Source organism: Chryseobacterium lactis (genome assembly GCF_003815875.1).
Classification (GTDB): domain Bacteria; phylum Bacteroidota; class Bacteroidia; order Flavobacteriales; family Weeksellaceae; genus Chryseobacterium; species Chryseobacterium lactis.
The window spans coordinates 1,044,010-1,068,920 of sequence record NZ_CP033924.1 but is presented as its reverse complement, the minus strand read 5'-3'; the positions used below and the strand labels follow the sequence as shown (position 1 = coordinate 1,068,920).

The following is a 24,911-nucleotide window of genomic DNA, read 5'->3' as shown; positions in this document are numbered from 1 at the left end:
ATCAGTCAAGTTTTATCCTTAATTATCCCTGGTTTTAGACTAAATATGTTGAATTTCAATAAGAAATATTTTTATTTTTTTTACTTCAATTCCAAATGTCCCCAGATAAAACCCTGAAAAAGAATTTTCTTTTTCAAAAAGCTCTCTCTATATCTATTACTCTGTCCGTCTGTGTTAGCACAAAGCCCTCTGAAATAATGTTAGATTATTATTTCAGAGGGCTTAAATTCTTAAGGTCTATATTATTTTATTTCTTTACTTCTTTTAGTATTTCCTGAATGGCTCGTTCCAGTTGAGGATCATTTCCCTGCTGTCTGTCCATAAACGTATTTTTAACGTAAATGTCAGGTTTTACACCTGTTTTTTCAAGATTCTGACCGTCCAGAGTATAAGTTCCCCATGCCGGAAGCCTATAATAAGAACCATCTACAAGGCTTTTTCCTGAAGTAAAGATAATCCAGCGATAAGTTTCCTGCCCGATAATTTTTCCCAATTTCAGAGCTTTGAAACCGGCAGCAGTCATTTCGGCATCACTTAAAGACCCTTCATTAATCAAAAGAACAATAGGTTTTCCGGAAGGAGCAAAGTTAGGTTGTGTAGTCATTTTCCCTTCACGGTATTTCCATTGTAAATAAGGTTTTTGGGCAAGGAAGTTTAATACCTTGTCATGAACATTTCCTCCTGTGTTGTACCGTAAATCGAGAATAACTGCATCTTTTTTGTTTTCCTGTTCCACCATATCTAAAAGAAAGCGATCCAATTCATCGGTAGACATGTTTTTCATGTATGAATAGGCGATACGGTTGTTGCTTAGTTCATTAACGCGCTGTCGGTTATTAAAAATCCAATCATCGTACAATAATGCTTTTAATTCTGTATTTGAGATCGGGTGTATTTTAGTGGTTATATTTTTGCCACTACGACTGAAACTAAGAGTAAGTTCATCCTGTTTTTTAGGACTTGTGAAATAGGTTTCACGATTTTCATTGGAATCAATACTCTTTCCGTTAACGGCAGTCAGTACATCTCCTTGTTTAATATCTACACCAGAACGGAACGCCGGAGATTTTCGAAGAATGCTTTCAACAGTATAAGGTTGATCCTTTTTAAAGATGATTCCGGTTTCATTGGTAAAATAATTTAGGAATCTGGTTTCCTCTTTTCCTGTTGAAGAAAATCCCGTATGTGAAGAATTGAGTTCTCCCAAAAGATCATTTAGTAAGATGCGAAGGTCATTTCTGTTATTTACATATGGAAGATATTGAGCGTATTGTTCCTTTTTTGCTTTCCAGTTGACACCATGGAATTTTTCATCATAAAAGTTCTCCTCTACACCCGTCCAGGCTTCATCATACATCTGGTTGAATTCTGAAGCTAAATCTTTATCGAAGGTATATTGAATGGCTATTTTCTCAGGTTTCAGGGTAGCTAGCGTCATTTTATAAATATTGCCTTCTATTAATGCAAAAATATTTTTGTCATTTTTAGTAATGTTATTGGCTGCCTTATCAAAGATTTTTTCCGATTTTGCGGGTTCAAAATCTGTATATACTTTCTTAAATAACTGATTTTTCCCGTTATCCTGATTTGAATTAAATAAAAGAATTTCTTTTTTGTCATCAGCAAAAACTACCGGATCCTCCTGATTTCCGTATCGGTCGGTAACCAATTCAATCCTTTCCAGCGTATTTTCAGGATTGATTTTCAGTTCTTTTACTACAGGTTCTTTTTCCTCTTTTTTCTCTTTCTCTTTGTCTTCTTCTTTTTTTTCTTTACCGGCTTTCGCCGTTTCTGCAGGTTTTGTTTCTTTCTTTTCTTCAGTAAAAAGAGTATCAAATTTTTCAGATTTATAAGGCTCGTCAAACCAGTCAAGAGCCATCCTGTAAATATTGGATTTTTGCATTCCTAAAGGGTAGGAGGGATTGGTTCTGTCGCTTGCAAAATAAATATACTTACCACCCGGAGACCAAAAAGGATCTTCTTCTGAAACTCCCGTGTTGGTAAGGTTTATAGTCTGACCTTTTTTGACATTATAAATGAAAATGTCCAGTTCAAAATCTCTTTTGGCTGAGAAAAGGACATACTCATTATTGGGAGAAAAAGACGGTTTAGGGTTTTGAAAGGCCCAGATTTCATCTTTTACAATTGTTGTTGAGGCGAAACTTTTTAAATCCATTAATCTTACTTCATCGCGGCCGCTCAGGTATACCGCTTTTGAAAGGTCACTGTTAAAGGTAATATTGCGATTGTTGCGCAAATCATGGGTTAATTGTTTTTGCTGGCCTTTTCCGTCTGCAGCAACAGTAAACCAATTCTGATATCCCTTGTCGGTCTGGCTGAAAAGCAATGTACGATTGTCTTTTAACCATTTTGCCTCCATTACACGCTCTTTTCCATCGGAAATCTGATGGGCAAACTTTCCTTCAATATCAGAAACAAACAAAACACCGCGGCTTACAAACGCCATTTTTTTACCATCTGGTGACACGTCATAGTAGGATATATTATTCTCAATGCTAAAGTTCTGTTCTTTTTCTAAAGTTTTATTGGTGTTAAGGTTGATATCAAGAACTTTTGTGCTTTTTGCAGCTACATCATAAATATAAAGCTGATAATTTTTTTCAAATATTACTTTAGATCCGTTTGCAGAAACAAAAGGCTTTTTTATAGAAGTGTCAAATTGAGTTAAAGGAGTCTTTGTACCATTTTCAATTTTATAAAGATTATATTCATTATTATTTTCATCGGAGATAAAATAAATAATGCCATTTTTATCCACGCTTGGGTTGAAATCTTTTCCTTCGTAGCTGGTATATTGTTTGAAAGAACTATTCTTTGGATTATATCCTAAGATGTCTGGATTGTTTTCCCCTTTATAACGTTTGCGATGAACCTGATTGGCACTTTCGGGGGAGCTTGTAAAAAGATATTCGCCAGCCGGAGTTTCAGCAAGCCCGCTGGTATTGTTGAAATAATTGTTGAAAATTTTTTGTGGAGTTTTTCCTTCAATAGTTGTTTTAAAGCTGCCAAAATTATTATTTCTGTTTGAGGTAAAATAAATGGTTTTGCTATCCCATCCCCAGCTTTCCATTTCGTCCTTCCCGGTATGGAAAGTCAGCTGCTTAATGTTTCCGCCTTCTATAGGAATTGTGTAAACATCATAATTACCGTATTGATTGGAGCTGAACGCCAGCCATTTTCCATCCGGAGAAACCCGGGGATTAATTTCTTCCCCTTCCAAAGCCGTGATCCTAGATGCATTGCCACCATTGGAGTCTACTTTCCAGATATCTCCATCATAGGCAAAATAGGTTGTTTTCCCGTCCGGACTCAATGAAGGACTTGATAAAAAATAAGATTTTTGAGCTGAAATGTGAATGATAGCAAAAGCTGCTAATAGCGAAATGATTTTTTTCTTCATGGGATAAGTTAATATGTGCAATACTGAAATTTTGATGTATTCCTTTTTGCTCAGTAAATTTGCAAAAAAAAGAATATCAGTATGCTATAATAACTACAAATATCGATTTTTTTAAGGATATTGATATCTTTCCTATCATGAATTTGTTGCTCCCGAAGAAGATAAAAACAAAAAAAGACTTACATTTCTGTAAGTCTTTTTGCTCCTCCTGCTGGGCTCGAAGTTTACAATCTTACAGGTTGATATGTAATATCTTACATCTTTTTCTTAATGTAGGTATGCCTAAAAGTATGCCTTTTCACTTTAAAATTAACTACTTTCATTTGTGTCAGGATATAACTCTTCTATAATATCACTTTGCCATATTTCTTTGGAGTTAGCATCCATAATAGTAAGCCTTCCTTCAGCATAACCAGCTCCTGTATCTAGATTCCAAATGTTACATCTTTTAATAGGTACAGTCTCATTTAGGATAAGTGTAGGGGTATGACCTATAAAAAGTTCCTCATGAGCATTAAATATTTCCATTCTAGTCTCAACATTAAAAGTATTATGCTCTGTATTAGCCAATGACCACAGGCTTCTATCCCAATAATAATTCTTAGGAAATCTTTCATTCCCTAGACCATCATGAGAAGTGAAACCTGCGTGAACATATCCTCTGTTCTTAGTGTCAATATAGAAATAAAACATTTCATTGAAGAAGTTCAAATGAGATTCTTCATTGATATATCCTGTATTGATATAGGATTCTACAGTAGATTTACCTCCCTGCATTAGCCATTCCATTTTTGGGATTCCCCCTTTTAACCATTCATGGCAGAATACATCATGATTCCCTTTAATGAATAAAGGCTTGAATAAACATTCCTCTGAAAGTTCTATGTAAAACTGAACCAATTCAGCACTTTCAGTGCCTCTATCAACAACATCTCCTAAGTTTATTAATAAATCTTCATCTGGATTGAATTGACATCTTTCCAAAACTTGCTTTACAGCTTTTAAAGCTCCGTGATTATCAGAAGTTATAAGTATTCTTCCCATTTTAATGTTTTTAGATTAATGTTAATAATGATTTCAAAGTTTCACTCTAATAAGGATTTGATATAAGGAAATGAATTTGAAAAGTAAATCATTCTTATTTCTTTATTAGCAGGAAAATAGATATTCCAATAGTTCACTTTTCTAGTCATAAACTTGTGTATCATAGTACCATCAGGATGAATTTCAAAGTTCACTCTTTCCACTCTTTCTGATAAGGCTTTATTGAGCCTATTATAATAGTGTTCAGATTTCTTATCAAATTCCAGTATTACAACTTCCAGTCTATCCCAATAGAATATAAGCTCTGTTCTGTGAGGTATAAAGTTTAAGAACTTTTTAACTTCACTTCCTACCCACAAGTAACTACAATAAGAGTTATCAGATATACTGTCTGCTATACTCATTAGGCTTAATTCCCAGTTGCCATATTGGTAACCTATGCGAAATGGTATTTTAGGTTTCATATTAGTTTTAAGATTAAAAAACCACCTGCTTTGAGGTGGTTATAACTATAATTGTTTTGTAAAGCTTATTCTTTTCTACATACGGTTTTATATATTGTTTCAATAACTGAGTTTGGTACAACAGGTTTGGGTTCATCAGCTATAGGAAAATCATGTGTCCCTATAACTTTTCCTGCACTATCATACTTGATTGTATTCTTGAACAGATATGTTTTTTCTAAACATGAAACTCTCATAAAAGTTAAAAAGTACCCTCCTCCAGTAGTAGAATACTTTCCTGATTTGGTTTTTATTTTCTTTATTGAGATTCCTGTTTTTAACCAAAAGTCAGTGTATAAACCCATATTACTATCTACATCACTTGATATTTGATAGTAATAATCTGTTCCATCTTTACTAGTTGTAACATACTGAAATCCATCTTGTGAATAAAGACAAGCTGATATTGTCATTATGAATAATAGTAAAATCTTTCTCATGTTTACTTAGTTTACATATTTCACTTTAGGCTGTGGGAACTTTTTAATGTACTCTTTTGCTTTGTCAGGTTCAATAACATCAAAAGAAGCTTTTCCTGTTGTTAGACCATAAGCAGGACTTAGTCTTATGTAATAAGTCTTTCCCTCTTTTGCATTTACAGTAAAGAAATCTTTATTTTCAGTCTGATCCTTTCTGATTTTGTTGCCCTCAAAAGCTCCCTCTAAATTGTATTTACCAGCATCTACATCCCAACACAGATAGTTTTTATAATCAAGCCTCCCTATCATATCTCCATTAGATGATAAGGTTATATAATAATGGCTCAATTTTCCTGTTGGTCTTATAACATAAATTCTGGCTTTATTAGGAGATACATCAGAGTTTATATCTGGAAACTCTACATACTGAGATGTTTGAGAGTATAAGTAAGTTGAGCATGTTAAGATGAATAGTAGTAAAATCTTTTTCATTGTTTTAAGTTTATTTTAGTTAGCAAATTATCTATAAATCTTTTCTCTGCGTTACGGGATTCCATAAAGCTAAAAAACCAACCATGTCATATATGGCATTACAACAAGCAAACTTAACCTATTCCTTTGACATTGCCAAATATGTCAATAATGGATAAGCCAGAACTTCAAAAGTTAGTAGGTAGGAAAATTAAAGAGCTTAGAGAGCAAGAGGGTTTAACTCAACTACAATTAACTGTAAAGATTGTTGAGTTGGGTGGGAAAATGGATGCTACCAATATTTCTCGCATAGAATCTGGAAGAACCAATATTAGCCTCCATCAGCTTTATAGGATTGGTAAGGCATTAGATATCCCAATGAAAAACTTTTTGGATATAGAAGATTTGGCTATTTATGATCTCTAGGTTTTTAGAGCTTTTCTTACTCCTGTTTGTCTCCATGTTTAATCTAGAAGCTCCTGAGTAGTTGTATTTCATTCACTATTTGCTCCCTATATTCAGCTAGTAGCTAAGAGCATATCATGATTTGGCTATGATATATATGTAATAAGATTAGCCATTAGCTTTAAACTTGTATGGTTTGGAGTAATATTCAGCTCCTATGTGCGAGTGTGAATGATATTAAAATATGGAGAAACCTATATTAACTACAACAACCCCTCATCAGCAAAACTAAAATATCTTTCCTTTGAAATAATTAGATGGTCTAAAAGGTTTATTCCCATAACATCACACGCAGACTTTAATTTTTTAGTAATATCTAAATCTGCTTTGCTTGGTTTAAGGTTTCCAGTAGGATGGTTATGTACTAAAATAATTCCTGTTGCTATAGCCTTTAAAGCAACTGATAAGACCAACCTAATATCAACTATACTAGATGAAATACCTCCCTTTGATAGAGAGTAAAATCCTAGCACCATAAGAGCATCATTAAGAAGTATTACTTTTACCTCTTCCTGTACCTGAATGGTACTGAGATTCCAGAGATTCATAACAATATCATAAATGTCTGCACTATTACTTATTTTTTGTTCAAAACTTATATTGTTGGAATAAGAAACAAGTAATTCTGCAACTTGTGTATTTGTTTTCATATAAATATTTAGGTTGTTAGTGAATGAATAAACTGAAAAGTATGAGTTTCTGTATTTACTATATATACTTTTGCAAAAACTTGTACTTTTTCTAATAGATTCCAGTAGATAAGGAATTAAAAATGTCCATTTTATGCAGAGGTATATACTATTACTACACAGAATGGACATTTTCCTGTTTAAAAAGAAATGACAATACGTCCATAATTGTTAAACCCTATATATGGATTCAGGAAAAATGGACGTATTAAGTCTTTATGCTCTAGAGTAACTATGCAAAAGCTTCTTCAAGTTGTTTTGCTAGTTTCTCCTCAGAACTTTCTACACCTTCAGGAAGATAGATGTATTTGTGGTTAAGAGTAACTTCCTCCCCAGATTCTTTGATTGTGTACTGATAAGGTTCAGTAGTAATTTTGGAGATTTTACCTGGCATTTGAGAACCTATTAGCCCTTTGCAGGTTTCTTCATCAAATGTAGTTGATACAGTAGATTTCTTAGCTGTAGCATAGTATTGCCCTGTAGCTTTGCTTAATACCATTTCAATACCACCCTGTACCTCAATAAGATAAAAATTTGTTCCATCCTCTTTTTGTCTTTGTTTGTAGCCTAGAATTCTTACCATTGTTTTTGATTTTTGAGTTAAAAATTTATGATAGAGCTTGCTTGTTACAGACTCTAAGAATAAGTGGAGGTGTTGAGTGTGGGGTGCAGTGTAAAAAGTAACAGGTATTATCTTATTTTTTCTCTACATTCCTTAGTTCATTTAAAGTAGAAGGCTATCAAACTAAGCAGGAACATTTGAATGATAGGTGAAAAAAATAGAGATAAAGTCTCTAGAGAGTAAATAAAATAGATTTAGATCTATAGTAGAATAGAAACTTACACTATAGTTCAAAGAATAATATTTACCTCCAATAAAAAGGCTTTATTCTGGTTTGAGTAGGGGGTATTGGGGAAGAATAAATGAATAGGGGTATGCTTTACAAGGACATTCACGTGAGAATAAGCTCTACAAAAATTTTATTTTATAAAAAAAATTTAAGTAATTTTGAATCAAAGGCATCCCTGATGATTAATATTAGCTTCATGTGGATAGATATAAACTGTCCTAAATGTAAGTATGGCATTCAAATTCAACTCATTGATGTTAAAAATGAAGCTGTTATTTACTGTCATAACTGTAAGTCCTCCATTCATTTAAAAGATAATGACGCTTCTTCTCATAAAGGAGTAAGTGATATTAATAGTGCTTTTGATAAGCTAAATAAAACTCTGAAAAACTTAGGTAAATAATGTATTACAACCATAATTTAAGAACTGATTTGCAAGAATGGAAAAGCAGACTTGTAAGAGCTGAGTATGCTCAATTAGGAAATCAGCTTAATTACTTTGTTAATAATATTGAAAGTAACAAAATATTACATGGATTTCTTTTAGAATTAAGTAATCAATATAACTTTGATGTAGAATATTTTGATGTAAAATTTAAAGACAGAGGTGGTGTATTTCATAATATGAATTATCAAAATGATGCAGAACAGGCTGCTTTCTGTTATCAGCTACTTAAATATATACACCACTTATTAGGTAATTATAATATACACCAAACACATATGTTTGGCAGTTATGATAGATCTAAAAACATTATCATAGATGATATTATAACTCCCATAGTTTATTTTTTTCATGATAAATTAGACAAGTCTAATTCAATAATCTATTTACTTGAAAAGTATAAGAGAAGAGTTGAATGGTTTACTAAATCAGATCTTTCAAATAAGTACAAGAATGCTCAAAAAGAATATGAGGATATTCTCGAAGAAGACTTGAGATTGTTTTTATTTGACCAAGGGATAGATTATCCTTTTTCCACTCCAAAATCTGCTTCTGGAAGGACTGATATAGTTGGTGCTTTAGATACAGAAGATCCTTTGATAGTAGAAATTAAAATATTAGATAAAGAAAAAGGATATGGACTAAACAGAATAAAATCAGGCTTTCACCAAATTGTTAAATATTCAGAAGATTATAGTAAAGATGTTGGTTATCTGGTACTCTACAACTTTGACAAAATCAGATATGATTTTAAGCTTAATGAGAGTAATAATATCTTCCCACCTAAATTGATTTTTAATAACAAGGTTTACTACTTTATAATGATTGATATGTATGATGGTGAAACTGCAAGTAAATTAGGGGAAATCAAGAAAATAGAAATTACTGAAAATGAGATAACAAAACCTGATTTATAATGTATTATATATATTCTATTTTGATAAATTTGAGAAAAAGAATATAAACCATGTCAACCAAAGATAAATTGCTTAGTAAGTTAAAAAAAGATAAAACGTTTATACCTTTTAATGATAATTACAATTTTCAAGCAATAGAAACATTAACATAACTTAGATTTAGATATGGAATATTACACAGAGAGTGAATTGAAAAAAGTCTTTATACATGAAGTTGGACATTTTACAGCAAATTTAATCCTATTTGAAGAAATAGGTCAATATAAGCCAAAAGGAATTAACATTACATGGGACACTAAAAATCAAGTACTTACAGGAGCAGTACAAGCTAAGAACAGAACTGATATGAAGCCTGTTAAGTATTATTTTAATGCAGTACTATATGATTTTGAATCAGTTATTTCAACAATATATGGATGTATTTTTCAATCAATTTTATTTAATCTTGATGACTTTACTAATTGTACATCTACTTTAGATGGTAGCAGTGATTATTCATTTTACAAATTTGCAGTCCATAACTATTATTTAGATATCTCTGTAATTGATGGTATTCTTCAAAAACACTATGAAGAACTAAAAAAAACAGAATTAAGACAAAAACTCTTAAATTTTGATTTAGATTATTTTTTCAAAGAAACTCCTTTTTCATTAGAGTATTTTATAAGTTATGATGACTTAACAAAATATGAAGAATTAATTACTATTAAAAATATTGTTAAGCCATTAATGCTTATTACATATAATGAATTAAAACCACCCCACAATTAAGTGAGGTGGACAACTCAACTCAAAAACCAATGATAATCAGAATTACCATTGAGTGTTTTCTGAATACCCTTTGAAAATTCAAAAGCATTCAAATTTCTATCTAGGAAAGTATCTATGTAACTGCTCTTATTAGCTTGTGTAAAGAGATTGTAAACATCCCATAGGTTAATTCTTCCATCTGCTTGTCTACAAAAGTTATTATCTTCATAATAATCTTTTGCCATAGTATTAATATGGCTGTCATTAAAGTTCAGTAGAGGAATATTCTGTTTCTCAGACTTAGGTAGATGTTGATAGAGTCTACTTTTTCCTATAAGCTGAGCAAACTGATGTTCAGATAATGAATCATAAGTAAGCTCTTTCATTTCCATTAGATGAAGTTCAGCATTATAGCTCTGCATGGTCTCTAGTGCCTTAGTGTATAATTCACGAGCATTGGAAACTCTCATATCTTCAAGGAATCCATCTGTTGATACAGACAGATTCATGCAGACTTGGTTCTGGAATCCAATAAAGAACTTAAACTTTTCTAATGACTTTTTTGAATATAAATTTTCCTGATTGTAACTTCTGATCCCACCAATAGTAAGAGAAAGCTTATTACCATTCACAATATCTGTGACACTTGGAACTTTAATAATGAATGCCATTCTCTCATAGTAAATAGTCTTTTCGTGCTCTAATAACTCTTTAACAGGCTTATATATTGCACTTGGAGTTCTGCCTTTGATTTGGTGAGAAACCCTGATTTCTGGGTTACTGATACTATGATGTGGAAATACCTTGCCTACAGCACTCATGACACATTCTATAAATTCCTGATGGGCTATTGTCTTCTCATTATCCTTAGAAAATACAGGAATAATACAATCACTCTGTAAATGATGTAGTGTGACTTCTGATGTATTAGCTAGGATAAAGGGGCTGGGCTGATTCTCTACACTTTCAACTAGAACAGTAGGAGTATGAGATATAGTCTGCACTTTAGAATTAGGCATTAAAAAAGCCTGAACTACATTTGAAGTTTCAGGCTTTGGTTCTTCATTCATTCTGCTGGGATAGAATATTTCAGCATCTTCAAAATCTCCATTATCAGCTAGGAATAAATCTCTGATAGGTTTCTTTGATACATTTCTTAATTTCATTGTGCTGTAATCTTTCTCTATTATGTTGCCACTTTTTGGAATATCAAATGCTTCTTCTAAAGTAGCAGGTTTAATTTTATTAATGGTGTCCATTGGTTGAAAAATTTTGTGGGTTAGATAATTGAATTAAAAATGCTTTCTTAGCTTCATAATCAGGTTTTAAACTTTCCTGATATTGAGGGAACTGTCTATATAAGGCTAACAGTTCTGTTACAGAGTTGCAGTTCTGAATAGTTTCATATACTTCCTGTTCTGTAGCATCCATTAGGTTCTGGCTAGGAGTACACTCAAAAGCATCTTTTGGGTCTATTTTAGGCATAGAGTTTCTTCCTGTAGGACTTGTGACAAAGCTTTGTGTAGGATCAATTTTTGAACCTGAATTACACCATTCTAAGATTTGTTTTCCTGTAGCAGTTGAAATCTTAAACTCTGGTTTCCCCATGAATAGCTCAGTCCTGTCTTTACTAGATACAGCAAAATGCTTAATATCTATGTCAAATACCAAAGTAAATTCATAGTCCAAACCATCTCTCTGAACAGCTTTCAATCCTACTTTCTCAGGAATAAATTTACCATCTTTCTGATTGAGTACATAATCCTGCTTTGTTCTCATAGTAGCTATTACATGAGCATTACACTGTAATATTTTGTCTACAAAGAGCTTTTCTAATGGTTTGATTTTAGCCCAGTTTGTGAAGCTGTTGCCTGCTAATGAACTATGATAGTCTAAAAGATGATCCCAGCAGTGAGAGATACTATCCAAAATAATCACATTCATGCCTGAATTCTCACAGAGATCTATAGCATCAACATACTGCTGTGGTGTAAATGGAGGTTTTAATGAAACTACATTATAGTTTCCTAAATGTGCATACAAATCTGCACTTCCATTTTCTGTGTCAATAATGGCTACTTTGGATAAGTCTCCATTTGTAAGTCCTTGTGCTATGAGTAATGAGGAATAGGTTTTCCCACTTCCTGCACTTCCTTGTAAAGCCATTTTAATCTTGGCTTGCTTCCTTTCTGATTGTCTTAATTGCATAATGATTGATTTAAAAGTTTGAAAATGAATTTATTTTATGGGTGAATTACAATTTGGCTATTAGCTTCAAATGTGCATGAGTAGGACTGAAACTATTGATATTGTCCTGAAAAAAGTGTAATTTTGTATACCAAAAGTTTTGGAACAAAACTACAACAGAGTTGTCCTCCTCTGAATTCGTGCGTTGTTAAATCATAGATTTTTAAGGTTGGGGAGATTTAAAAAGAACCCCTTGTGTCATTACCTAAAACTAACCATTTTATCTAGAGTACAAGAGGTAATATGAAAAGAGAATTTATAACTTGATAAAATAATAAATCCCCGTACACTAGAGTACAGGGATTGTTTTTATACGTCCACTTTTCCTAAAACCTATATATAGACTCAGGGATTTTGGACGGATTAATTTCTTCTTATCTGTTCTGTTATATTTTTTACTTCTTCCTCAGAAAGTGCATTTACCTCAAAAAAACCTTCAGGTAAAGATTCATAGTCATAATCAGGCAAGGAAACATAATCTACTACTCCATAACTAGGAATAGGTTTAATGTGAAGAATTTTTTTACCATTTCTTCTCTCTCCAAAAGCTTCTCTATAACTTTCAGTTTTAAATAAATCTTCTATCATAATACAATATAGAGATTCAATTTGTTTGTTTTCTTCTTTTTTTACAATTCTAGTTTTAAAATCATATTTTGCCAATATCTCATCTTCTTCTAGGAAATGCTTTAGCATTTCTCTAAACTCTTCTATTCTGTCTTGTGGGATAAAATCAGCATCAGGTTTATTTAATACAAATTGAAATGTGCCCTGTTGAGCTGTAGTAATAGTTTGTTGTGAACTGATTATTTGTTGCCTTAGAAAAGATAAAAATTTGAATGCTTTAAGTCTTCTAGTAGCTAATGGGTTGTCCTGAACATCATCAATATTTATTCTTTCAGCATGAGCTAAACCTTCAAGGAAATATTGGCTTCTATCATATAGTCCATCATGAAGCTCTCCATCTTTAAAATACTTATACTTATTCACTGGATTATTGGGGTAACCAAAATGTTGTACAAGGCTAAGTAGTTGTAATTCAAATTGTTTATTGTGACTAGCTGTTCCATTCTTCTTTAAAGGTAGCTTTTGTCCACTAGAAGTTTGGAATATAAGTTGAAAGTTATTGAATAAATCATCTCTGAATATATTATAAAATTGAGCATCATTATAAAAATAATATATTGGCATTCTTCTATCATCTTTGAAGTAGTAGTTATTACAATATTCTTTCAATCCCTTTTGAATCTCTCCATATTTAAAAATTAAGGTTGACATTCTATTATTCGAAACTAGTTTACAGTTGATAAATTGGTTGGTAATAGCACAATATGTGATATAAGAAGAGAGATCATTTCCAAAGAAATCATATTTTTTAGCTAGTACAGCTTCTCCCTCATCTAGCTTAAATAAACTGTATTCAGGGAAATCTAATCTTGCTTTATTTGACCTATCTAATGTCTTAACAAAATCAATCTCTTGTTTAATATTCTCTTTGATTTCTTTTTCATAGAATGCACTAAGTAGCTCATTTTGTGATGATAGGGTGAGATATTTTACTTTATATTCTACTTCCTGAATATCCATTACAGAAGTGTAAAATTCTTTGAATTCTTCTGTCTTTTCTACTTCCTCAAAGTGGAGAGATTCAAAATCAAAATCTTTTGGTTTTGGGAGAATGAGATGTATTTCTCCTTTCACTCTTTGTCTTGCTAGTGCCTGAATAATGGAGTTTATACCTCCAGAGAATATTCCATAATTATTTTTAAAAGGCATTTTGGCTCCTTTAGGGGGTAGGATAATAACATAAGCATGATTCTCCTTTTTAATGCTTACACCAGTTTTAAAATTAGTGCCAACATTGCACATACTTGAATTGTATCTGTTTTGGGGTGTAGCTCTATCATTTCTTTGGTTTAGAACTAGTTCAGAAGTACAATTATTGATTTTATCATATTTCGAATATAATTCCTTTCCAATCCCTGAATCTCTATTTTTAATAATATTATCTGCTAGTGTCTTTGAGTAAGACAGGATGTCAATATCCTTACCCAAATATATAAGTTCTTTTACTAGGTCAGTAATGGTCTTATCATCATAAGTATAGTACTGTTCATTATTATAGTGTAAAAATAGTTCACTCTGTTTTTCAGAGAACCTTATCCTTTCAGATTCTATAATTTGTATTTTATCATCAGTCAACTCAGCAAGGTACTCAATAACAACTTTTGAAGCTTCATTATATGTAGCACTGATGATATAGTTTTTCAGGATTACATTTCTCCACTTCCAGAGATTGAATATATATTTTTCTTTAAAATTATGAATAGCATCATGTATTTCATCATAGATAAAGATTACTTTCTTTCCATGTTTTTCACAGTATTTCACAAGCCTGTTGAGATAATACCTTTTAGCACTGGAGTTTATAAAAGCATCTTCACCAGGGTTTCCTAAAAGACAATTTGCTGTAACTATATGAATTCTCTTATGCCAGAAGTCTGTGGGTTCTTCATTTCCCAAAACCTCATATCTGAATACATCTCTTTCAGGAATTTCTTTTTGTAATATGTCTTTATGATATTGCTCTACAAGGCTTACAAAAGGAGATGCTAAGAAAACAATATAATCAGTGCTGTCATAGTATTGCTTTACAATATCAATTATTGCTGTAGTCTTACCTTGTCCTACACCTGCATTAATAACTACAGTATTCTTGTCATGTAGCTTAATGTGACTAGTTAAAGGGGTTTTAATATATCCATTACTATCAGGAGAAATAATAATCTTTTCAGTAGTATGGAAGTTGGGGAAGTCTTCAGGATTGATTTGTTTAAACTCAATAGGGAAGTCTTCAAAATGTATATTTGGTAGCTCCATGCTTAATAAAATTTAACTGCCCTGTAAAAATAATACAAAGCAGTTAATATCAGGTCACATTATCTTACTTTTCAGCTTCTTAAGTTGCTCACTCAGTTTCTCAGGCATTACATCAGCGTAATAATCTTGTGTAGTAGTAATCTTGGAATGACCTAAAAGTTTAGATATGACTTCTATAGGTATATCATTACTCAATAAGACTGTAGAGGCAAATGTCTTTCTTGCGGTATGATGAGTAAGATTTTTAGAGATTTCCAATGCAGAAGCTATTTCCTTTAGCAACCTGTTGAAATATTGATTGCTTACTCTGGGTAAAATATATTCACTTTCAGAAGAATACTTTTCCATTACTTCAAGAGCTTTTGGAAGTATCAGAGGTACAGAAAAGGTTCTGTTTGTCTTTTCTCTTTCCTTATAAATCCAACTGATTCCATCAGGTTTAGTAATTAAATCTTCTTTCCTAAGTTCAAACATCTCCTTATAAGCAAGTCCTGTATAACAGCAGAATAAATAACAGTCTTTAATCTTATTAAGTGTTTCAGACTGGAATATATGACTTTCAAGTTTATCTAATTCCTCTTGTGTCAAGAATACAATCTTAGGATGAACTTTTTTAGGTGTATGTTCTTCAAAAGGATTGGATTCTATATGCTTCTGTGATAAAGCTTTCTTAACTACTTTCTTAATTCTCTGAATAGCTTTATTAATGGTAATCTGACTATGTTTAAGTTCAGTTTTAGAATAATACTCAAACTCTGTAATGAAGTCAAAATCTAAATCCTTTAGTTTTATATCTGATTTTTTGAATTTGAGTTGTATAAACTCTTCCAGATCATCTTTGATGTATTCAAACTTATCATAGGTGGGTTGTTTAATATCAATCCCTATAAGTTTTTTAAGCCTTTCAAGATAGAGCTTGTAATATTCAAGTAAAGAATAATCTTTAACTAAAGTCTCTCCCTTGTATTGTTTGTAAATATCATCTACTTCAAAGCTCTCATCTTGGAGTTGGAGTAATAGAAAAGCCTGATTAATCTTATTCTTAATCAGGCTTAATTGGTTGTTGACATAATTGTTTTCCTCATTGAGTGGTTTGGCTTTCTGCTGTTTACTATCCCAGTGCTTAGGATTTATAAATAATCCTGTAGCAAATGGTTTCCTTTCTCCTAAGTATGTAATTCTACATCTTAATGGGGCTAAACCTTTAGTGTTTGTCTTTGCTTTGTCTAATACAAAGAGTATGCTTATAGTGTTCATGTTTTTGTAGAATTAATAAGGGTTTGAATGGTGTTCCAATGTTTGAAAGTGGTGTTCCAATTCCTGAAATAATGGTGTTCCAAAGCTAAAAGAGAGTATGCCTTTTTGAATACCTATTGTTTAATAGAAAAGTGTGGGAAATAGGGTATTTAAAATATTGTGAAATCCCCTTAAACATAAGGTAACCCACAGAAAATGAGTAGAAATAAAAAAAGACCTACATTGCTGTAAGTCTTTTTTGCTCCTCCTGCTGGGCTCGAACCAGCGACCCTCTGATTAACAGTCGGTTTTATTGTGTTTTATTATAATTTGCTTAATCTTTATTATGCTTTATTTTCTTTGATTATCAATTGTTTACAAATATTTTTCTTGTACAGTATTTTATAATATTTTACTTTTGGAGGGCAAATGTTCGTGAAATGTTCGTGAAAAAATTTTTGTAAAACACGATAAACAGGAACATCTGAAAAAAATGTTCGTGAAAAACGATAAAAATTGACACAAAATGGTAAGTTACACCTTTACACTTGCTCCAAAAGCGAATAAAACAGGGGAGAGAAGTATCATAATTTCATTTATAAAAGACCGCAAAAACACAAGTCTTTCAATCGGGAAAACTTGCAAGGAGAAGGACTGGAGTTTTGACGCTTGTCGTCTGAAAACTTCGCATCCCAATCACGCTAACCTCAACAAATTTATTGAGCGCAGAATTAAGATCATTGACGAGATTATCGACGATTTCGATAAAAATGGAATCTACTTCACGCTTCCTGATCTTATCAATAAACTAAAGACGAGCAGCGGACAAAGCATTTCCTTAACCTATACGAGTTTCCACGAAGATTTGATTAGAAATCTTTTGGCATCGGATAAAACCGGAACAGCGAAAGTGGAAAAAGATACTCTGAATGCGCTGCAACGGTTCTTTGGCAAAAAAGACATTAGCTTTAATGAATTGGATTATTCTAACTTGAAAAAATTTGAAGCCTATTGCATTTCTCGTGGGAATAGGGAGTCCAGTATCGCGATTAGAATGCGGACTTTGCGTTCGGTTTTTAATCAAGCCATTAGAAACCAAGTAATTACGGAAAAACAATATCCTTTTAGGCATTATAAAATTTCAAAACTGAAGGAAAGTGGGAAAAAGGAGTATCTGAATGAAGAAGAAATAGAAAAACTCAAGAAATATGAGCCAAAAGACGAAAAACTTTCTTTTGCAAAAGATATGTTTTTGTTCAGTTATTATGCAAGAGGAATCAACTTTTTGGATTTGATTAAGTTGGAAAAAAAATTCTTGAATATTGATCGTATTAATTATATCCGCAGTAAAACAGGCGTTCCGGTGAGTTTTAAAATCAATGATTACGCTCGGAATATCATGGAAAAATACAAATCCGAAGACAGTTCAAAGTTCATTTTCAACATAATGAATACCGAAAAGCCAACGCAGATTTACCTAAAAAACAGATCCAAAAAAGTGCTGACCTATTATGTGAATATGCAGTTAAAAGAAATAATGAAAGAACTGCAAATCAAGAAGAATATCTCTTATTACTGCGCCCGTCACTCGTTTGCCACAGTTTTGAAGTTCAATAATATTTCAATTGAGACTATTCGCGAAGCACTTGGGCAAAAAGATATAAAATCTACACTGTCTTATTTAAACAGTCTTCCGGATAATAAATTGGATAAGATTATTGACGAGGTTTTGAAGTAAGAGTATTTGTTTAATATTTTAGCAAAACCTTTTCCCTTAAATCATTTCCCAATTGAGGCTGTTGATTTTATCTTTTAGTTTTTTAAGAGTTTCAATTATTTCAGAAAAAGTTGGTCTGTTTTCGCCATAAACCATTTCTTCTCGCATTTTGGCATAATCTTTTTCCCATAATTCAATGATATTTTCTGGTGGAATAGGGTTTATTGTGGCTGGCCTGTGCAGGCTATAGTCGATACCGGAGATATTGGCAAACTCCATTCTGTGCTTTACAATGGTTTCATAGAGTTCCTTATTCTGTAGGGCACTTTCTGCATATTCTGTTTTTGAAAGAGCATATAGATCGTACAAATGGCGGCTGAGCCGATCTACCCTTATTTTTTCAGCGGTTTTCTGAAACTCTTCATGCAGAAGGAAAATTTTTTCTAAAAAAGTCCTTTCCGGATTAACGGATGGTATTTCTTCGCTTTTCTCCGAAAAACTCTGCTCTGGATATTCATCATCAACCATCGCGGAAATTTTTTTCATCGTAAATGGCTCAATCAATGAACGGCACCCGACTTCTATTTGAACTCTCGGCTTCAGATATTCCGTAACTACAATTATATTTGGATAAAAAATATTGATAATACGAGGATCCTGATCGGAATCCTGGGTTTCGGCCAACGAGAAAGTGACATTTTCCAAGCCTTTCTCTTTAAATTTTTCCTGTAATTCTAAATAAAAAACCTCGCTGATATATTGGCCGGAAGCCTTCCTTAATTTGGTTTTCTTGTTTTTAGTCAAACTTCCTTCGAAGCCAAGAAACTCTCTTTCGATGGCCAAATCAATGTCTTCGGAAAACCTTTCTATGAGGTTCCACGCCTTGCTCAGCGAGGTGCCACCTTTGAAAACCAAATGCTCGGCTACATCCAATTCAAAAACCGCTTTCAAAGTTTGCGATACCCACCAGTCTTTTTCCACGGCAAACGGTGTTATTCCTCTTTTTTCGGCAACTTGTGTAAAAGCAAGGACCCTCGTTTATTGGGGAAGGGCTAAAAATTTATTTGTCATTATTTTTATTTATGGCGTTCCGCATTATTATCCTAATCCATTCTGGCGCAAGGCGAATGTCGTGTTCCAAGCGGTATGGATTTTCCTTTTTAAGTTTTTCTATAACTAAATCCTTTTCCTGTTGAGTGACATTGTCCTTCCCGATTTCTTTCAAAGCTTGGATTACAAGTCCGCTTATTTCACCAATCGCAGCGAGGTTTTTCGGGCTTGTTTTTTTGAATTTTATTTTTCTTTTGCCGAGATCAACTGTTCGTGCAGAACCGTCTGTAAGATACACCAAATTGAGGGGAATCTGGGTGGAGAGTCCTAGTGCATTGAGCGCCAGAATTCCCGTTGGAATAATGCGCGCCTTGTCTCTTTTGCGAATTACCTCTGCAATCTGTTCGGCAGAAGGCTGAATATTTCCCAAAACTGGATCCGTTTGTAAAACAGCGTAAATCCCCTCGCAACACGGGAAATACCGCCGCTATTGACCAATCTTTCCAATGCTTTTGCAACTGCTCTGGCATTGCCGAAAGCAAGAAAGCCTTCCATAAAAAACAGCGTACCCCTCTTCGCTTTTTTTATTTTTACAAGTATTTTATCATCAATGCTTTGCATATGCAATTTACGGTTATTTTGTCGCAAATTTAGAAAATATTTGCGACGAAAAAGAAGATTCGCTTCTCAAATAATTAGAGAAATCGGACGAATAAAGATTGAAAATAGTCTTTCTAGAACCTGGAATAAAAAATAAATTATTAAAACACTTAATTAAACACAACCTCGGTTTTATAAAAGAAAGTCTTTGTTGTTTCGAAACCTTCTGCCCTTTTCATAAGATAATAATCCAATTTTTCGATGCTTGCGCTGGCTACTTTAATAATCTTCATAAAGTCAGAAAGTTCCATTATATTGAGATAACAGTTATATTGTGAAATTAATTTAAAAATTGAAATGTTAAAATCTTCCCATTCCCCAAATGAGGGTAATTCTGAAACTAAAATAATACATTGTGGTACTAACCCTTTGTTAATCTCAATTTTCAGATTTGATTTAGAGTCAAATACCGATATTTCATTTGATACACTTCTCAAAGCTCCGGCAAGTTGATTAACCGCCTTTAATATTTGCTTTTTAATATTATCCTGTTGTTTGGAAATGGATTTATCAAAAGCCTTTTGAGAAGATAAAACCTTGGATTCAATATAAAATGTTCCCAATTCATAATGGGCAAAAATATCGGTGAATTCCTTTTTTCTGCCTGAAGAATTAAAATAAGGATTGAGAAAAATAGTATTGATTTTAAATATAGACTCTAAGGGTACGAACACTTTTTTTTCAAGCTGATCTCCCTCTTTTTCCTCTAAATAATGAGTGGTAATATTTTGATCAGTAATAAAAGCAGATTGTATCGCAACTGCATTGGAAACATTTATTTCTATTCTCTGAAAATCTTGATAGTTTTTGGCGTCAAAATCCAATTTCATTTGATCTAAAACTTTCTTCCAATTATCATTGTTATATTCAGTATCAATGTTTTGCCATTGAATTTCAACGGTATTCTCACTTAGGGTAGGATTGCTTGATAAAACGGGAACCCCCAATTCATCATAAAAGTCCAATAAAATTGAATTCCCTCTTTTCAATATTAATTTAAGTGCATCTATTTCAAGCAGGAAATTACTGGATTGAGTTACAATCAAGGGATTATCAATATGGTCATAAATGAATAATCCAATAACAGGGTATGTTTTTTCTGAAACAAAATACTGCCCTACTAACATTTCTAATTTACATCCTTGGTTGATGGCTCTAATAATATGATTAGGCAACTTAATAATAAACTTCTCTAAACCATTGTCATAAAACCAGATTCCCACTTCTTCATCATTAAGGCGGGAAGAAATAAAATCATCCAATGTTTCATATTTATTATTAAAATCCAAAATCTATTAATCCAGTTTTTTTAAGTATTTGAATTTTACAAAACTTGCAACTATATCGACTTCTGGAAATAAAGTAGCTTGGTTGAAACCAAAGCTTTCCAGTTGTTGTAATATTTGAGTTTTAGACTTTTTATCGATAATAATTCGTTGATCTGAATCACTTCCTCTTTCAATCCATTTTTTGTTAAATTTAGCCATTGGCTTATATAACCCGAAAACAGTAAATAATGATGGACTAATACCAAAAATTAAGAATGCCCCATGTTGCTTGGCAATCCTTGGGTTGTCAAGTTTAGGTTTAACGGCATAAACAGAAGAAACATCTTTCGGATCGAGATTTATCTTCACGAATGTTATGTAGTAATTTTCCAAAATATGTTTGATTGCATACTTCAATTGAGTCCTGAAGTTCTTTGCGGAAGTGACTTTGCAACTTTTCAACAAAAAAATATCTAAAAATGTTAACTTCTGAATTTGTTACAAGAGGAAACCTTACTTTAAATAAATTTAGATAAGAATTAAAGACATGCTGAAATGGGTGCCCGTCATTTTCTTCGTAGCCCTCAATTATCTTCTCTTCATTGTCATTTAAAAAATTTAAAACTTTTGGGTGAATTTCATCAAAATGCTCATGTAGTTCCACAGGGAGTTTTTATTTAAACCAATAAAGCAATGTAAGTCATCATTTTACTGACAGTAAGCAAGTTAGATAATTTTATAAACGCATAAGGCATCGTATAAACCATTAAACAATCCCCGATTTAGTCCCTGATTTTAGAAGTAGGGACTAGAAATTGATACTTCAAATTTCTTCGTAATAAGTATTTTCCCCCTTCCTTTATTACATATCTGGCTGCGTACGAGCAAAATAAAGTGCAATCGGTCTTTATTTAACGTGTTGCACCCTATTAAACATTGCTCATCAACAGTATCTTAATAATTCAAAGTAATCCCTGCACCCCAGCTCATATCGCTGTCGTAGTGGGTTGAGATTCCGATATTTTTTGTGACGATATATTTAAGACCTGCCATATATTCTTTGTCGGTATTGACCATGAATGCCCCGCGCAAACGCGCAGTCAACGGAATGTCTTCACGTTTCAGCTGGAACCTTACAATTCCGTCTGTAAATATTTCTGCCTGCAGGTCCACCAACATCGGGAGTTTATACATGATACCAGCGCTGAAAGTTTTTCTTTCATCTTTAGTAGATGCCTGTCCAAAAAGGTTTTTTTCAATATTATTCCTGTCAATCTTTCTATAATGATAGTTAAATCCGATAAATGGTTTCAGCCACTGCATACGGTCCACATACCTGCCGAGTTGGGTTTCCACCTCGTAGCCGTGATGGGGATTGTAACCTAAACGCCATTCTGTTCCCAATTCCCAGCGGGCATTTGAAATTCTCGCCATCCCGTCGTTACCATTGGTGGCGAAATCGTTTTCGGCCATCAGGTGCCACATGTTACTTTCGCGCTGAAGCTTTTTATAAGTTGAAGCTTTATCCCGCAGCAAAGGATTCTGATAATCGCCCACTGCGAAAACGCGGTTCATCCCCGCCATCATGTGATAGAGGATGTGACAGTGAAAGAACCAGTCCCCATCCTGGTTGGCTGCAAATTCTATGACATCGGTCTCCATCGGCATAATGTCCAACACATTTTTGAGCGGTGCCCGAACACCGTTTTTATTTAGCACCCGGAAATCAAAACCGTGCAGGTGCATCGGGTGACGCATCATCGAATTGTTGAAGAGTGTTATGCGAAGTATCTCTCCTTTTTTTACCAATATTTTGTCGGACTCCGCAAGGACTTTATCATCCATACTCCACACATAGCGGCTCATGTTTCCCGTAAGGGTAAACTTGAGCTCGCGCACGGGACTGTCTTTCGGAAGCGAAGTGTCATAAGGCGACTTCATCATTCCGTAATTCAATGTGGTAATCCCGGAAGCAGGCATCTGGTGCTTTGAGTGATCCATTTCCGCATCACTGTTGTCCATTGTATTCATCGGCATTGCTGCATTGTTTTCAGCATTAATCTCAGGGTACATCACCTGATTCATATCCATCGTCTGATAACTCATCTTCATGCCCATATCTTTCATGTCACCGTTCATCTTCATCATGTCATTCATCATCCTCATTCCTTCAAAATATTTGAGTTTGGGTAATGGTGCCTGGGCTTTTTTAATTCCTTCGCCAATGTAAACGGAAGCCGATTTTGTGCGGTCTTCGGGCGTAACAAGGAGCTCGTAGGAGGTGTTTCTTTCAGGAATTTCCACTACGATATCCACTGTTTCAGAAACTGCCAGAATAAGACGGTCCACTTCTACCGGTTCAATGTCCAATCCATCACTGGCCACTACTTTAATTTTTCCTCCTGCATAATTGAGCCAAAAATAGGAGGAAGCACCGCCGTTGGCAATTTGAAGCCGCACTTTGTCACCGGCTTTGTATCCTGCGAGCTGGCTTTCTATTTTACCGTTAATCAGAAAGGCGTCATAATACACGTCACTCACGTCCATGGCCAGCATCCGCTTCCACTCGTTGGTGAGTTTTGTTTTAAAGTGGCCTTCTTTAATGGCTTCGGCATAACTTTGAGTACTGCCTTTTTTAATAGCAAACCAGTCATTGGCGTTGTGAAGCATCCGCTGAACATTATTGGGGTTCAGGTTTGTCCACTCGCTCAGGATAAGGTGCTCTGTGGGCAAATCATCAATCCCCGGCCGGAAAGTAGGATCTTCGGGACGTTTTTTCAGAATCATCATCCCATACATTCCAATCTGCTCCTGCAGGCCAGTATGTGAGTGATACCAGTGGGTTCCGTTTTGGATGATCGGAAACGAATACGTGTAGGTTGAATGTGGTGGAATGGGTTTCTGGGTAAGCCAGGGAACCCCATCTTCTTTATTTGGAAGATGAAGACCGTGCCAGTGCAGCGAAGTTTCTTCGTCCATTAAATTATGGACAATCACTTCCGCCGTATCGCCCTCATAAAACTCCAGTTTTGGCATCGGAATCTGCCCGTTTACGGCAATGGCGCGTTTCTGTTTGCCCGCGAAATTTACCAGGGTGTCTTTCACATAAAGATGGTAGGTCACTTTGCGTCCGCCTTTTAGGTGCTTTTCGGGCATGGGCATGACCATTTTGTGTTCACCATGTATCTGCATGTTTCCGTGTGCAGAATGATCTTCCTTCTTTCCTTTTTTGAGGCACCAGATTCATACCGCACTTGGGACACTTTCCGGGTTTGTCCGATATCACCTCGGGATGCATCGGGCAGGTGTACATCTTTTGCGCTTCTTCATGCTGATGCGCATCTGAAGTTTGATGTTCCGGGGTTTTGCCGGTAGACTGATGCCGGCCGCTTTCCTTCTGAGGGACCAGATTCATTCCGCATTTCGGACACTGTCCGGGTTTGTCTGAAACGACCTCGGGGTGCATCGGACATGTGTAACTTTTTTGCGCAGCTTCATGCTGATTATGATCTGAAGTTTGATGTTGTGGGGTCTTAACGGCGGCTGGATCTTTCGGTGTTTGTTTAGCCTTTGGCAGGATCGTTTTTTTAACTTCCGTTACCGTCTTTGTTTTTGCAGCGGTAATTTCAGGTTTCTTAGCCGTAGTTTTTTTAACTGCTGTAACTTTTTTAGGAGCAGCTGCGGATTTGGCCGCCGTTTTTTTCTCAGTAACGGTTTTCTTCACCAGTGTCATGCCGCAAATGGGGCAGTTACCGGGTGCTGATTTCACGACCTGTGGATGCATCGGGCAGGTGTACACGGTTTTGGTGCTCTGTGAATAACTGTTTATGGACATTGCCATAAATAGGAAGAGCGAAAATATATATTTCATCCTGTGA

21 protein-coding genes and 1 pseudogene are annotated in these 24,911 nt (G+C 34.1%); 5 read left to right on the top strand and 17 right to left on the bottom strand.

Annotated features, from left to right (window positions below):
• Positions 1–247: 247 nt before the first annotated feature.
• The 5 genes from EG342_RS04615 to EG342_RS04595 form a co-directional block, all read right to left on the bottom strand.
• Positions 248–3,421: a S41 family peptidase gene (locus EG342_RS04615; protein WP_103288597.1), complete on the bottom strand. Its 3,174-nt coding sequence runs from the start codon at positions 3,419–3,421 to the stop codon at positions 248–250.
• Positions 3,422–3,730: 309 nt separating this feature from the next.
• Positions 3,731–4,465, bottom strand: a complete 735-nt coding sequence (locus EG342_RS04610; protein ID WP_103288596.1) for a metallophosphoesterase — start codon at positions 4,463–4,465, stop codon at positions 3,731–3,733.
• 41 nt (positions 4,466–4,506) lie between these two features.
• A complete protein-coding gene (locus tag EG342_RS04605) occupies positions 4,507–4,869 on the bottom strand; it encodes a hypothetical protein (protein WP_123868031.1) in 363 nt (120 codons plus the stop codon).
• Positions 4,870–4,994: 125 nt separating this feature from the next.
• Positions 4,995–5,408, bottom strand: coding sequence for a hypothetical protein (locus tag EG342_RS04600; RefSeq protein ID WP_123868030.1), 414 nt, complete (start codon positions 5,406–5,408; stop codon positions 4,995–4,997).
• 6 nt (positions 5,409–5,414) lie between these two features.
• Positions 5,415–5,879: a hypothetical protein gene (locus tag EG342_RS04595; protein ID WP_103288593.1), complete on the bottom strand. Its 465-nt coding sequence runs from the start codon at positions 5,877–5,879 to the stop codon at positions 5,415–5,417.
• A 150-nt stretch (positions 5,880–6,029) separates the two neighbouring features.
• Between EG342_RS04595 and EG342_RS04590 the strand changes: the two genes are divergently transcribed.
• Positions 6,030–6,284: a helix-turn-helix domain-containing protein gene (locus tag EG342_RS04590; protein ID WP_103288592.1), complete on the top strand. Its 255-nt coding sequence runs from the start codon at positions 6,030–6,032 to the stop codon at positions 6,282–6,284.
• A gap of 242 nt (positions 6,285–6,526) precedes the next feature.
• On the opposite strand, the gene EG342_RS04585 is transcribed toward EG342_RS04590, so the two are convergent.
• Together EG342_RS04585 and EG342_RS04580 are read right to left on the bottom strand one after the other, a co-directional pair.
• Positions 6,527–6,973, bottom strand: coding sequence for a JAB domain-containing protein (locus EG342_RS04585; RefSeq protein WP_103288591.1), 447 nt, complete (start codon positions 6,971–6,973; stop codon positions 6,527–6,529).
• Between the two features lie 271 nt (positions 6,974–7,244).
• The gene (locus EG342_RS04580; RefSeq protein WP_103288590.1) at positions 7,245–7,595 is read right to left on the bottom strand and encodes a hypothetical protein; all 351 of its coding nucleotides are present in this window, start codon (positions 7,593–7,595) and stop codon (positions 7,245–7,247) included.
• A gap of 353 nt (positions 7,596–7,948) precedes the next feature.
• Here EG342_RS04580 and EG342_RS04575 point away from each other — a divergent pair, with 353 nt between their 5' ends.
• The 3 genes from EG342_RS04575 (at position 7,949) to EG342_RS04565 (ending at position 9,996) form a co-directional block, all read left to right on the top strand.
• A complete protein-coding gene (locus EG342_RS04575) occupies positions 7,949–8,266 on the top strand; it encodes a hypothetical protein (RefSeq protein ID WP_213083879.1) in 318 nt (105 codons plus the stop codon).
• Positions 8,266–9,225 (top strand): hypothetical protein, encoded by a 960-nt coding sequence (locus EG342_RS04570; RefSeq protein ID WP_246008735.1) that lies wholly within the window; start codon positions 8,266–8,268, stop codon positions 9,223–9,225. Before EG342_RS04575 ends, EG342_RS04570 begins: the two co-directional genes overlap by 1 nt.
• A 165-nt stretch (positions 9,226–9,390) precedes the next feature.
• Positions 9,391–9,996, top strand: coding sequence for a hypothetical protein (locus tag EG342_RS04565; RefSeq protein ID WP_103288588.1), 606 nt, complete (start codon positions 9,391–9,393; stop codon positions 9,994–9,996).
• A 14-nt stretch (positions 9,997–10,010) separates the two neighbouring features.
• Here EG342_RS04565 and EG342_RS04560 read toward each other — a convergent pair whose 3' ends face one another.
• The 4 genes from EG342_RS04560 to EG342_RS04545 all read right to left on the bottom strand — a co-directional run bounded on the left by EG342_RS04560 (position 10,011) and on the right by EG342_RS04545 (position 16,359).
• A complete protein-coding gene (locus EG342_RS04560; RefSeq protein ID WP_103288587.1) occupies positions 10,011–11,234 on the bottom strand; it encodes a DUF3871 family protein in 1,224 nt (407 codons plus the stop codon).
• The gene (locus EG342_RS04555) at positions 11,221–12,183 is read right to left on the bottom strand and encodes an AAA family ATPase (protein WP_103288586.1); all 963 of its coding nucleotides are present in this window, start codon (positions 12,181–12,183) and stop codon (positions 11,221–11,223) included. The genes EG342_RS04560 and EG342_RS04555 overlap by 14 nt, the downstream gene beginning before the upstream one ends.
• 402 nt (positions 12,184–12,585) lie before the next feature.
• Positions 12,586–15,102, bottom strand: coding sequence for a DEAD/DEAH box helicase (locus EG342_RS04550; protein ID WP_103288585.1), 2,517 nt, complete (start codon positions 15,100–15,102; stop codon positions 12,586–12,588).
• A 54-nt stretch (positions 15,103–15,156) separates the two neighbouring features.
• Positions 15,157–16,359 (bottom strand): site-specific integrase, encoded by a 1,203-nt coding sequence (locus EG342_RS04545; RefSeq protein WP_103288584.1) that lies wholly within the window; start codon positions 16,357–16,359, stop codon positions 15,157–15,159.
• A gap of 505 nt (positions 16,360–16,864) precedes the next feature.
• On the opposite strand from EG342_RS04545, the gene EG342_RS04540 reads away from it, so the two are divergent.
• Positions 16,865–18,076 (top strand): site-specific integrase, encoded by a 1,212-nt coding sequence (locus EG342_RS04540; RefSeq protein ID WP_059344206.1) that lies wholly within the window; start codon positions 16,865–16,867, stop codon positions 18,074–18,076.
• Positions 18,077–18,112: 36 nt separating this feature from the next.
• On the opposite strand, the gene EG342_RS04535 is transcribed toward EG342_RS04540, so the two are convergent.
• The 6 genes and pseudogenes from EG342_RS04535 to EG342_RS04510 form a co-directional block, all read right to left on the bottom strand.
• On the bottom strand, positions 18,113–19,036 hold the full coding sequence (locus EG342_RS04535; protein WP_228428817.1) for a nucleotidyl transferase AbiEii/AbiGii toxin family protein: 924 nt from the start codon (positions 19,034–19,036) through the stop codon (positions 18,113–18,115).
• Between the two features lie 79 nt (positions 19,037–19,115).
• Positions 19,116–19,660, bottom strand: a pseudogene (locus EG342_RS04530) (DUF6088 family protein).
• A gap of 215 nt (positions 19,661–19,875) precedes the next feature.
• Positions 19,876–21,054 (bottom strand): hypothetical protein, encoded by a 1,179-nt coding sequence (locus tag EG342_RS04525; protein WP_123868029.1) that lies wholly within the window; start codon positions 21,052–21,054, stop codon positions 19,876–19,878.
• Positions 21,055–21,060: 6 nt separating this feature from the next.
• Entirely contained in the window at positions 21,061–21,402 is a 342-nt protein-coding gene (locus tag EG342_RS04520; RefSeq protein ID WP_123854600.1) for a hypothetical protein, read from the bottom strand.
• A 585-nt stretch (positions 21,403–21,987) separates the two neighbouring features.
• Positions 21,988–24,201, bottom strand: coding sequence for a multicopper oxidase family protein (locus EG342_RS04515; RefSeq protein ID WP_246008785.1), 2,214 nt, complete (start codon positions 24,199–24,201; stop codon positions 21,988–21,990).
• A 7-nt stretch (positions 24,202–24,208) separates the two neighbouring features.
• Entirely contained in the window at positions 24,209–24,904 is a 696-nt protein-coding gene (locus EG342_RS04510; protein WP_123868028.1) for a heavy metal-binding domain-containing protein, read from the bottom strand.
• Positions 24,905–24,911: the final 7 nt, after the last annotated feature.